The following is a 10,629-nucleotide window of genomic DNA, read 5'->3' as shown; positions in this document are numbered from 1 at the left end:
AGACGGGGTGGGAAGGGGAAGTTTCTCAGACCTCTTCAACGCTATCGGCGGCCGCGCGACGACATGCCCGGGAGGCCGGGATTGCCAGCATTTCGGGGTTCCTAATCGCGTCAGGACCGAACGCGCTTGCGCAGCAGGTCGATGCGCTGCTGCAGCTGCGCCACCGTCGCCTGAGCCACGGCAGGACCGCCGCACACGCGACGCAGCTCGGCGTGGACCGCGCCATGCGGCTCCCCCGCCTGGCGCGCGTAGAGCCCCACGAGGCTGTTGAGCAGTTGCCGTTGCTCGCGGAGGGTGCGGTGCAGCGGAGGCGGGAGCGTCGTCGCGGGCTCCGGCCCGGCTTCGGCCTCGCGTGCGGCGCGGAGCTTCGACTGCCGGGACTGGCGCTGCATGAGCAGCTCGTGCACATGCTCGGGCTCGAGAAGGCCCGGAATCCCGATGAACTCCTCCTCCTCCGGCGTGCCCGGTTCTGCGAGCTGCCCGAAGTCCTTTCCCTCGAAGACCACGCGGTCGAAGTGCGCGAGCGACGAGATCGCCTGATAGCTGAACTCCTGCGTCAGGGCGTCGGATGCCTCCTCCTCGCGATTCGCGCTCTCGAGGAGCGAATCGTCGAGCCCGTCGTCGTCCTTGCTCTGCCTGTCGAGCGCGTGATCGCGCTGCTTCTCCAGCTCATTGGCCAGCCCCATCAGTACCGGGACGTTGGGCAGGAAGATGCTCGCGGCCTCACCACGGCGGCGTGCGCGCACGAATCGACCGATGGCCTGTGCGAAGAACAGTGGCGTGGATGACGACGTCGCGTACACGCCCACCGCGAGACGCGGCACGTCGACGCCCTCGGAGACCATGCGCACCGCGACCATCCACCGGCTGTCGTTCTGACTGAACTTCTCGATGCGCTCGGAGGCGGTCGCATCGTCGGACAGGACGATCGTCGGCTGCTGTCCCGTGATGCTGTGCAGGATCTTGGCGTAGGCGCGGGCCACCGTCTGGTCCGTCGCGAGGACGAGTCCGCCGGCATCCGGCACATGATGACGGATCTCGGTGAGACGCCGGTCGGCCGCCGAGAGCACGGCGGGCATCCACTCCCCTTCGGGGTCCAGCGCCGTCCGCCAGGCCTGAGAGGTGACGTCCTTGGTGTTGTCCTGGCCGAGGTGCGCTTCGAGCTCGTCCCCCGCGCTCGTGCGCCAGCGCATCTTGCCGGAGTACATGTGGAACAGCACGGGGCGGACGACGCCGTCCGCCAGGGCCCGGCCGTATCCGTAGCTGTAGTCCGTCGTGGAGATCCGTGCCCCCGACTCGTCCGGAGCGTACGTGACGAACGGGATCGGAGCGGTGTCGCTACGGAACGGCGTGCCGGAGAGGGAGAGCCGCCGCTTCGCCGAGCCGTACGCCTCTCGGATGCCGTCGCCCCAGCTCAGCGCATCGCCGCCGTGGTGCACCTCGTCGAGGATCACGAGGGTCTTCGCCTCCTCCGTGAGATGACGGTGGACGGAGGGCTTGGCAGCCACCTGCGCATAGGTCACGACGACCCCGTGGTACTGCCGCGACGGCGCCCAGTGGCTGTTGCGGAAGCGCGGATCGAGACGGATGTGCACGCGGGCGGCGGCGTCGGCCCACTGCGTCTTGAGGTGCTCCGTCGGAGCGACGACGATCACCCTGTTGACCTCACCCATGCGCATGAGTTCGACGGCGAGGGTCAGCGCGAACGTGGTCTTACCTGCGCCGGGTGTCGCGGCGACGAGGAAGTCGCGCTGATCCCGCGCGAAATAGAGGTCCAGTGCCTCCCGCTGCCAGGCGCGGAGCTTGTCCGCCGTCCCCCACGGGGCACGCTGGGGAAAGGACGGAGAAAGCATCGGTTCAAGAATAATCCTTGCCCAGGACATCGGCCGCCCGCCCGGCCCGTCGACTCGGGCCCGGGGGTAGGCTCGATCCCTGCACGGCTGCGACCGGCGGCCCGCGAGCTTCGAAGGACAATGAGATGACCGATCCGGAACCCTCCAGGACTCCGTACGTGGCCAATGAGGGCCCCCATCCCTGGCGTCGCTTCGTCGCCATCGGCGACTCCTTCACCGAGGGGATCGGCGACCCCGATCCTCGTGCACCAGGGGGCAACCGCGGCTGGGCCGACCGCGTCGCCGAGGTCCTCGCATCCCAGGTCGACGAGTTCGCCTACGCCAACCTCGCCGTCCGGGGCAAGCTCATCGCGCAGATCATCGCAGACCAGATCGAACCGGCCGTGGCCCTGCGCCCCGACCTCATCTCCCTCTGCGCCGGCGGCAACGATGTGATCCGGCCCGGCACGGACCCCGATGACATCGCGGCGCAGCTGGACGACGCCGTCTCCCGCCTGTCGCGCACCGGCGCTGCCATCCTCCTGTTCACCGGCATCGACACCGGCTTCACGCCGGTCTTCCGCCCGTTCCGCGGGAAGGTCGCCATCTACAACGAGAACATCCGCGCGATCGCCGAACGCCACGACTGCATCGTCGCCGATCAGTGGGCGCTCAAGACTGTGCAGGACCCCCGGTTCTTCGACGACGACCGGCTGCACTACAACGCCCTCGGGCACCACGAGGTCGCTCGGATGGCTCTCCGAGCCCTCAACGTGCCCAACTCGCTGGAACCGATGCAGCCGGGCCCGCTGCCGCCGCGCACCTGGCGTGCAGCGCGCGCGGAAGACCTCGGCTGGGCCCGCGAGCACCTCGTGCCGTGGGTGCTCCGCCGCCTGCGCCACCAGTCGTCCGGCGACCTCATCGCCGCCAAGCGCCCTGAGCCGTCGCCGGTGATCGTCGTCTCCGACGACCGCTGAGCCGGCACCGGCCTCCGCGCGATGCCGGTGGTCGTCTCAGGAGGTCAGCGCCCACAGGGCGACGGCAGCGGCCGAGGCGACGTTGAGCGAATCAACGCCCCCGCGCATGGGGATCGTCACCACGGTGTCCGCGATGTCCAACGCCGTGCGCGACAGACCGTCGCCCTCTGTGCCGAGGACCAGCGCCACCCGCTCCGGCCGTGACGCCGCGTAGACGTCGAGGGGAACGGCATCGTCGCTGAGAGCGAGCGCTGCGAGGGAGAAGCCGGCATCGCGCAGCGCAGCGGCCGCCGAGTCCCAATCGTCGATACGAGCCCACGGCACCTGGAACACCGTGCCCATGCTGACCTTCACACTGCGGCGATACAACGGATCCGCGCAGCGCGGAGTGATGAGCACGGCATCCGCGCCCAGACCGGCCGCCGCACGGAAGGCCGCTCCCACGTTGGTGTGCTCGATGAGGTCCTCGAGTACGAGCACGACCCTGGCGTCGCGGAGCACCTCCGCCGGGTGCGGGAGCACCGGCCGATGCATGGAGGCGAGTGCGCCGCGGTGCACCGCGAACCCCGTGACCGCTTCGGCCACCTCGTCCGGGACGACGTAGACGGGTACATCGTGGTCGCCGAGGATCTCCTCGATGCCCGGCACCCATCGCTCCTGTGTGAGCACGGAACGCGGCGCGTGCCCTGCGGCCACCGCTCGTGCGATGACCTTCGCGGACTCCGCGATGTACAGTCCACCAGCCGGTTCCCGCACGCGCCGCAACGCCGTGTCGGTGAGGTTGCGATAGTCCGCGATCCGCGGATCGGCCGCCTCGTCGACGTGATCGATGTGCATGCCCCCACTCTGCCACCGCGCCGCACGGCGGGCGTGCACCGTAGAATCGACGGGGAGGTTTCGTGAGCGCGACGATCAGTGCGGAGCTGGCTGACGGCATCGAGAGGTCGGCTGACCTGCTCACGGGCCGTCGCATCGCCGTCCTCACCGGCGCCGGCATCTCCACGGACTCCGGGATCCCCGCGTATCGCGGAGAGGGTGCGCGTACCCGCGCCGATCCGATGACCGGAGGACGCTACCTGTCCGACGAGGCCGCGCGCCGGCGCTACTGGGTCGGCGGTCACCTCGGCTGGCGGTCGTTCGCCTCCACGCAACCGAACGAGGGGCATCGCTCACTCGCGAGGATGGAGCGCGACGGCGTCGTCACGGGCGTCATCACCCAGAACGTCGACGGGCTGCACCTGCGCGCCGGAAGCACGAGAGTCGTCGAGGTGCACGGCACCATGCGTCGCGTGCTCTGCCTGCACTGCGGCCAGGTCTTCGATCGCCGCGACATCGCACAGCAGATCGAGCAGCTGAACCCGTGGATCACGATCCCGGAGCGCATCGTGATGAATCCGGACGGAGACGTCGCGCCGGAGAGCAGTGACGGCTTCGTGATCCCCACCTGCACCGTCTGCGGCGGCATGCTCAAGCCCGACGTGGTGTTCTTCGGCGAGTTCGTGCCCGTCGACCGCTTCCGGGCCGCGGAGTCCCTCCTGCGTGCCAGCGATGCACTGATCGTCGCCGGCTCGTCGCTCGTGGTCAACTCCGGCATCCGCCTCGTCGAGCGCGCCAGGCGACGCGGCATCCCCCTCATCATCCTCAACCGCGAACCGACGCGCGTGGACCGCTGGGCGCACATCGTGCTCGCCGGAGGCACGAGCGAGGTCCTGCCCGCCCTGGAGGAACGGCTGTCGTGACCCTCATCACCCTCGTCCGGCACGGCCAGACGGATTGGAACCTCGAGCGCCGGATCCAGGGCTCGACGGACATCCCGCTCAACGAGACGGGACGTGCCGACGCGCTCGCCGCCGCGGAACTGCTCAGCGCCGGCACGCACCATGCCGTGTACGCCAGCCCCCTGGTCCGCGCACAGGAGACGGCGGGGATCATCGCCGGGCACCTCGGACTCGACGCGCCTCTCACGACGCGTGACATGCGCGAGCGCGAGTTCGGCGAGGGCGAGGGGATGCTCGTCGCCGACTACCTCGAGCGTTTCACGGACTGGCACTCCGCTCCCCCTGGCGCCGAGGCCCTCGAGATGGTGCGCGACCGCGCCCTCGGCGCGCTGGACGTCATCGCGCGCACGTCGAGACGGCGCTCGACCCCGGCGGCCGAGTCGATCATCGTCGTGACCCACGGCGGAGTGATCCGCTCGCTGCTGAACCACGCCTCCGGGGGGACGCTCCCCCGCGAGGGCGACATCCTGCGCAACGGCTCGTTGCACCGCTTCGAGGCGGCGCCGGGACTCCTTCGGCTGCTGGAACCGATCCCGGCCTGAGGTCAGGCTCCGCGCGTCACCACTGCCCTGGCATGGCGGAGCAGCGGCTCGTCGATCATCCTGCCGCGGAACCGGAACACTCCGCGCTCCCCGTTCGCCGCGGCGAGGACGGCTCGTGCCCATTCCATCGTCTCGGCGTCCGGCGCATACGCCGCCCGGATCGTCGCCACCTGCGCCGGATGGATGCACGCCGTCGCCCTGAACCCGGAAGCCGCCGCGTCCGCAGCCTCGGCCGCAAGACCGTCGAGGTCGTCGATGTCGATGTGCACGGCGTCGATGGCGCCCTTCCCCTGCGCGCCTGCCTCGAGGAGGATGCGCGACCGCGCATGTCGCGCGATGTCCCGGTACTGTCCGTTCGAGGTCCGACTCGACGTGCCGCCGAGCGACGCGACGAGGTCCTCTGCGCCCCACATGAGCGCCGTGACCCGGTCGTGCGCGGCGATCCGGTCCGCGCGACTCACCCCGCGCGCCGTCTCGCACAGGGCGATGACGCGGTGATCCGCGCCGAACACGTCGAAGGCCCGCGGGTCCTCCGCCTTGGCCACCATGATGGTCCGGAACGGTGTGCCGGCGACCATCGCGACGTCGTCGGCGAAGAACGGGCTGTCCGGCGCGTTGACGCGGACGATGACGCGTGCTGGGTCGAGTTCGGACGCCGCGACGTGGGCGCGTGCCGCGTCCTTGGCATCCGGGGCGACGGCATCCTCCAGATCGAGGATCACCGCGTCCGCACGCTCGACCGCCTTCGCGAACCGCTCCGGTCGGTCAGCGGGACAGAACAGCAGTGCCGGTCCGAGATCGAAGTCCACGTCAGTCCTCCTTCGGTGCACAGTGGACGAGGACGGTCCGGGTGGCCGTCGCGACGACGATGCCCTCCTGGTTGCGGCCCGTGTGCGCGATCGTGACCACGCCCTGCCCCGGCCGCGACGCCGACAGGCGCTTGCCCGTGACGATGCTCTCCGTGTACAGCGTGTCGCCGGCGAAGAGCGGATGGACGAAGGCGATGTCGCCGAGCCCGACTTGGGCCACCAGCGTCCCCTGCGTGAGCTGCGCCACCGACGAGCCGACCATCGTCGAGAGCGTCCACATCGAGTTCATCAGTCGCTGACCGAACTCCTGGCCCTGCGCGAAGGCCGCATCCAGATGAAGCGCCTGGGTGTTCATGGTGAGCGTCGTGAACAGGACGTTGTCCGCCTCCGTCGCCGTCCGCCCTGGGCGGTGCAGATACCGCGCGCCCTCCTCGAACTCCTCGAAGTACAGGCCTCGTTGCACGATGTCCGTCACACCAGCCCCAATCCGCGCGCGATCACCAACAGCTGCACCTCCGTCGTGCCCTCGCCGATCTCGAGGATCTTCGAGTCACGATAGTGCCGACCGACGGCGAACTCGTTCATGAAGCCGTTGCCTCCGAAGATCTGCGTGGCGTCCCTGGCATTGTCCATCGCGGCGTCCCCGGCGACGAGCTTCGCGATCGCCGCCGCCTCGGCGAAGGGGGCACCGGCATCCCGCAGGCGCGCGGCGTGATGCCACGCGAGCCGCGCGGTGTGCACTCTGGCGCGCATGCGGGCCAGAGTGAACTGCGCGTTCTGCCTCGTGCTCAGCGCCGCGCCGAACACCGTACGGCTCTTGGCGTACTCGACCGCCTGCTCCAGACATCCTTCGGCGGCCCCGGTCGACAGCGCAGCGATCGCGATGCGGCCCTCGTCGAGGATGCTGAGGAAGTTCTTGAACCCGGCCCCTCTGGCACCGACAAGGTTGGCTGCGGGGACACGAACACCGTCGAAGGTCAGCGGATGCGTGTCCGATGCTCTCCAGCCGACCTTGTCGTACGGGGCCCCGACCGTGAAACCGGGGGTGCCGTTGGGGACGATGATCGTGGAGATCTCCTTGCGCCCGTCGTTCTGACCGGTCACGGCGGTGACGGTGACGAACCGCGTGATCGGCGTCCCGGAGTTGGTGATGAACTGCTTCGCCCCGTCGATGACCCACTCGTCGCCGTCAAGGCGGGCGGTGGTGCGCGTCGCACCCGCGTCGCTCCCGGCTTCCGGCTCTGTCAGCCCGAAGCCGGCGAGTGCACGCCCGGCGAGCAGATCCGGCAGGTGTTCCTCGCGCTGCGCATCGTTGCCGAACCGGAAGATCGGCATGGCACCCAGGCTCACACCCGCCTCCAGCGTGATGGCGATCGACTGATCGACGCGGGCCAGCGCCTCGATCGCCAGGCACAGGGCCATGTAGTCGCCGCCCTGACCGCCGACCTCCTCGGGGAAGGGCAACCCGAACAGACCGAGCTCCCCCATCTGCGCCACGACATCCATGGAGAGCGTGTGGGTGCGATCGGCGTCGTAGGCCTGTGGCGCCACGACCGTGTCGGCGAACTCGCGCACCATGGCGCTGAGCTCGGCCTCCTCTTCGGAGAGTTCTGCAGCCATGACGTCTCGTCCTCCTTGACTCGCGCGGTGGCATCCGGTGCACGTTTTCGGTTAGTGTGCACTAACCCGACAATTTAGGTTAGCGAGCGTTAACTGAAATGACAACCCCTCTCACGGCGCGTGATCGAGCGAAGGCGGAGCGTGCCGACGCTCTCCTCACCGAGGCGGCCCGCCTGTTCGCCGAACGCGGCTACCCCGGCGTCAGCCTCGAGGACATCGGCGCAGCCGTCGGCGTCTCCGGCCCTGCCGTGTACCGACACTTCACCGGCAAGCAGGCACTGCTCGGCGCGGTTCTCGTCAAGGTCAGTGCGGACCTCGTGGACGGTGGACGCCGGGTGTCTGAGGGCACGGAGGACGCCGACGACCGCATCAGGGCACTGATCGCATTCCACGTCGACTTCGCCCTCGGGCACGCCGACGTCATCCGGGTGCACGACCGTGACCTCGCGCATCTGTCCGACCAGGATCGCGCAGACGTCCGTCGGCTCCAGCGCGCCTACATCGAGCTGTGGATCTCCGCGCTCGCCCCGATCCTCGATGTGCCGACGGACGAACTGCGCCTGCGCGTGCAGGCGTGCTTCGGCCTCATCAACTCCACGCCCCACAGCACGCGCAGTGCCTCGCGGTCCAAACGGTCGACCGCCGCGATCCTCAGCGCGATGGCGCACGCCGCGCTCATCGCCTGAGGATCCGCGGTCACCCCAGCAGCATCGCCCGCCCCGGCTCCTCGAGGATGTCCGCGACATCCTTGACGAAGCGGGCTCCCTCCGCGCCGTCGACGATGCGATGGTCGAAGGAGAGGCTGAGGGTCATCATCTGACGCAGGGCGATCTCGCCGCGGTACTCCCAGGGCTGTCTGCGCACGGCACCGACCGCGAGGATCCCCGACTGACCGGGTGGGAGGATCGGCGTTCCGGCGTCGATCCCGAACACACCGATGTTCGTGATCGAGAACGTTCCGCCGGCGAGGTCCGCCGGAGAGGTCTTCCCCGCCCTGGCGGTCTGCGTGAGGGTGCTGATCGCATCGGCGAGCTGCGGCACCGTCATCCGGTCCGCATCACGGATGTTCGGAACGATGAGCCCGCGCTCGGTCGCCGCGGCGATGCCGAGATCCACATAGTGCGGCTGGACGATCTCCCCCGCCTGCTCGTCCCAACGCGAGTTCAGCCCTGGCGTCCGGCGGAGCGCGAGGCAGACGGCCTTCGCGACGATCACGAGAGGACCGATCCGATGCTCGGCCAGCGAGCGGTCGCCTCGGAGGTTTGCGATCAGATCCATGGTGGCCGTGACATCCACGGTGTGGAAGGTCGTGACGTGTGGTGCGGTGAAGGCGCTCTGCACCATGGCGGCCGCAGTGTGCTTGCGGACGCCGCGGATCGGGAGCCTCGTCTCGCGCTCGTCGCCGTCGCTCGCGCTGCGGAAGACGGGGCGCTCCGCAGTGGTCGTCGGCGTCTCCTCACGCGAACCGATCCGTTCCGCGTACGCGGTGACGTCGTCGCGAGTGATCACCCGATCCCCCACCTCTGCGGCGACCAGCACGATGTCGACTCCCAGCCGCTTCGCGTACGCGCGCACGGGCGGGGTCGACCGTGGCCGCTCCCCGACACGGGGCGGTGCGGGAGGCGACGGCGGCAGCACGTCATGGGGCGCCGCCTCGAGGACGGCCGTGTCGATCGACGGGGCGCCACCCGTGATGCGTCGAGCCCGACGTGCGGGTCGTGACCGGCTCGAGGGCGCCGCCCCGTAACCGACGAGGTTCGGTGGCGACTTCTCCTCCGCATCGGTGGACTCCTCCTCGCGACCCGCGGGTTCAGCTGCGGCCTCGCCGCCGACCTCGAACGCGATGAGCGGTGCACCGACTTCGACGGTCGCGCCCGCCTCGGCGTGGAGCGCGGACACCGTGCCCTCGTACGGCGACGGGAGCTCGACGACGGCCTTGGCCGTCTCGACCTCAGCGAGCGTCTGGTTGAGGGTCACGGTGTCGCCCGGCGCGACCAGCCACTGGACGACCTCGGCGTCGGTGAGACCCTCGCCGAGGTCCGGCAGACGGAACTCCTCGATCATGACTCGGCTCCCGTCAGGCTGTTCGGCCGGTCGAGCACCCGGTCGACGGCATCGAGGATCCGATCCAGATCGGGCAGATGGTACTTCTCGAGCTTCGCGGGCGGGTAGGGCACGTCGTGGCCCGTGACGCGCAGCGGCGCGGACTCGAGGTACTCGAAGCATCGCTCGGTGATGCTCGCGATCACCTCGGCGGCGACGCCGGCTTCACGCGAGGCCTCGTGCGCGACCACGACCCGCCCGGTACGGCGAACGGATGCCGCCACGGCGTCGTAGTCGATCGGCGAGATCGAGCGGAGGTCGATGACCTCGAGCGACAGCCCGTCGTCCTCGGCCGCCGCTGCCGCATCCAGCGCGGTGGAGACCATCGCACCATACGTGATGATCGTCGCATCCGTGCCCTCGCGCACGACTCTCGCCACCCCCATCGGCGCCGCGTCAGCCGGCGAGGAGTCGAGGTCGACCTCGCCCTTGTGGTGGTAGAGGCGCTTCGGTTCGAAGAAGATGACAGGGTCGTCCGACGCGATCGCCTGCTGCAGGCACCGATACGCATCCTGCGGGTTGGACACCGCGATCACGCGCAACCCCGCCGTGTGCACGAAGTACGCCTCCGGCGACTCCGAGTGGTGCTCGGCGGCGCCGATGCCGCCTGCCCACGGGATGCGGATGGTGATCGGCATCTTCACGCGGCCCTGTGTGCGGTAGTGGAGCTTGGCCACCTGCGAGACGATCTGGTCGAACGCCGGGTAGACGAAGCCGTCGAACTGGATCTCGACCACCGGACGGTACCCGCGGTAGGCGAGACCGACGGCCGTTCCGACGATCCCGGACTCGGCCAGCGGTGTGTCGATCACCCTCTTCGCGCCGAACTCGTCGAGGAGACCGTCCGTGATCCGGAAGACTCCGCCGAGCTTGCCGATGTCCTCCCCCATGATCACGACCCTGTCGTCGTCCTGCATCGCCTTGCGCAGGCCGGCATTGAGGGCCTTTCCGAGAGTGAGCTGCGTCAT

General features: G+C 69.5%; 11 protein-coding genes. 4 read left to right on the top strand and 7 right to left on the bottom strand.

Translation table 11 applies throughout. The features are described from left to right. Nucleotides 1-110: 110 nt before the first annotated feature. Nucleotides 111-1,853 carry a DEAD/DEAH box helicase gene (locus HD600_RS12905; protein WP_184284132.1) on the bottom strand — a complete coding sequence of 581 codons (1,743 nt, stop codon included), beginning with the start codon at nucleotides 1,851-1,853 and terminating at the stop codon, nucleotides 111-113. Nucleotides 1,854-1,978: 125 nt separating this feature from the next. Between HD600_RS12905 and HD600_RS12900 the strand changes: the two genes are divergently transcribed. Then, on the top strand, nucleotides 1,979-2,809 hold the full coding sequence (locus HD600_RS12900; RefSeq protein WP_144795186.1) for an SGNH/GDSL hydrolase family protein: 831 nt from the start codon (nucleotides 1,979-1,981) through the stop codon (nucleotides 2,807-2,809). 36 nt (nucleotides 2,810-2,845) lie between these two features. Here the strand turns inward: HD600_RS12900 and HD600_RS12895 are convergent, their stop codons facing one another. Continuing rightward, on the bottom strand, nucleotides 2,846-3,646 hold the full coding sequence (locus HD600_RS12895) for a TrmH family RNA methyltransferase (protein ID WP_184284131.1): 801 nt from the start codon (nucleotides 3,644-3,646) through the stop codon (nucleotides 2,846-2,848). Nucleotides 3,647-3,708: 62 nt separating this feature from the next. On the opposite strand from HD600_RS12895, the gene HD600_RS12890 reads away from it, so the two are divergent. Together HD600_RS12890 and HD600_RS12885 are read left to right on the top strand one after the other, a co-directional pair. Next, the gene (locus tag HD600_RS12890; protein WP_184284130.1) at nucleotides 3,709-4,548 is read left to right on the top strand and encodes a Sir2 family NAD-dependent protein deacetylase; all 840 of its coding nucleotides are present in this window, start codon (nucleotides 3,709-3,711) and stop codon (nucleotides 4,546-4,548) included. Then, entirely contained in the window at nucleotides 4,545-5,129 is a 585-nt protein-coding gene (locus HD600_RS12885; RefSeq protein ID WP_184284129.1) for a histidine phosphatase family protein, read from the top strand. Before HD600_RS12890 ends, HD600_RS12885 begins: the two co-directional genes overlap by 4 nt. Before the next feature lie 2 nt (nucleotides 5,130-5,131). On the opposite strand, the gene HD600_RS12880 is transcribed toward HD600_RS12885, so the two are convergent. From HD600_RS12880 to HD600_RS12870, 3 genes are read right to left on the bottom strand one after another with little or no spacing between them, the layout of a single operon-like run. After that, complete coding sequence (locus HD600_RS12880; protein ID WP_184284128.1) at nucleotides 5,132-5,938, bottom strand: aldolase/citrate lyase family protein; 807 nt, start codon at nucleotides 5,936-5,938, stop codon at nucleotides 5,132-5,134. Between the two features lies 1 nt (nucleotide 5,939). Continuing rightward, the gene (locus tag HD600_RS12875) at nucleotides 5,940-6,413 is read right to left on the bottom strand and encodes a MaoC family dehydratase (RefSeq protein ID WP_144795191.1); all 474 of its coding nucleotides are present in this window, start codon (nucleotides 6,411-6,413) and stop codon (nucleotides 5,940-5,942) included. Beyond that, complete coding sequence (locus tag HD600_RS12870) at nucleotides 6,410-7,558, bottom strand: acyl-CoA dehydrogenase family protein (protein ID WP_144795192.1); 1,149 nt, start codon at nucleotides 7,556-7,558, stop codon at nucleotides 6,410-6,412. The genes HD600_RS12875 and HD600_RS12870 overlap by 4 nt, the downstream gene beginning before the upstream one ends. Nucleotides 7,559-7,656: 98 nt before the next feature. On the opposite strand from HD600_RS12870, the gene HD600_RS12865 reads away from it, so the two are divergent. Then, complete coding sequence (locus HD600_RS12865) at nucleotides 7,657-8,244, top strand: TetR/AcrR family transcriptional regulator (protein ID WP_144795193.1); 588 nt, start codon at nucleotides 7,657-7,659, stop codon at nucleotides 8,242-8,244. Between the two features lie 10 nt (nucleotides 8,245-8,254). On the opposite strand, the gene HD600_RS12860 is transcribed toward HD600_RS12865, so the two are convergent. Next, a complete protein-coding gene (locus tag HD600_RS12860) occupies nucleotides 8,255-9,622 on the bottom strand; it encodes a dihydrolipoamide acetyltransferase family protein (RefSeq protein ID WP_144795194.1) in 1,368 nt (455 codons plus the stop codon). Further along, the gene (locus tag HD600_RS12855; RefSeq protein ID WP_184284127.1) at nucleotides 9,619-10,629 is read right to left on the bottom strand and encodes an alpha-ketoacid dehydrogenase subunit beta; all 1,011 of its coding nucleotides are present in this window, start codon (nucleotides 10,627-10,629) and stop codon (nucleotides 9,619-9,621) included. Before HD600_RS12855 ends, HD600_RS12860 begins: the two co-directional genes overlap by 4 nt.

Origin of the sequence: Microbacterium ginsengiterrae, from assembly GCF_014205075.1 — a bacterium.
Taxonomy (GTDB): Bacteria; Actinomycetota; Actinomycetes; order Actinomycetales; family Microbacteriaceae; genus Microbacterium; species Microbacterium ginsengiterrae.
The sequence above is the reverse complement of the archived record's forward strand: the minus strand, read 5'-3'. Positions and strand labels throughout refer to the sequence as shown.

Bases quoted from the DNA above. Each gene is read 5' to 3' on its own strand.
- HD600_RS12860 (WP_144795194.1), bottom strand. From the start codon at position 9,622: ATGATCGAGGAGTTCCGTCTGCCGGACCTCGGCGAGGGTCTCACCGAC.
- HD600_RS12865 (WP_144795193.1), top strand. From the start codon at position 7,657: ATGACAACCCCTCTCACGGCGCGTGATCGAGCGAAGGCGGAGCGTGCC.
- HD600_RS12905 (WP_184284132.1), bottom strand. From the start codon at position 1,853: ATGCTTTCTCCGTCCTTTCCCCAGCGTGCCCCGTGGGGGACGGCGGAC.
- HD600_RS12900 (WP_144795186.1), top strand. From the start codon at position 1,979: ATGACCGATCCGGAACCCTCCAGGACTCCGTACGTGGCCAATGAGGGC.
- HD600_RS12895 (WP_184284131.1), bottom strand. From the start codon at position 3,646: ATGCACATCGATCACGTCGACGAGGCGGCCGATCCGCGGATCGCGGAC.
- HD600_RS12870 (WP_144795192.1), bottom strand. From the start codon at position 7,558: ATGGCTGCAGAACTCTCCGAAGAGGAGGCCGAGCTCAGCGCCATGGTG.
- HD600_RS12855 (WP_184284127.1), bottom strand. From the start codon at position 10,629: ATGACGCAGCTCACTCTCGGAAAGGCCCTCAATGCCGGCCTGCGCAAG.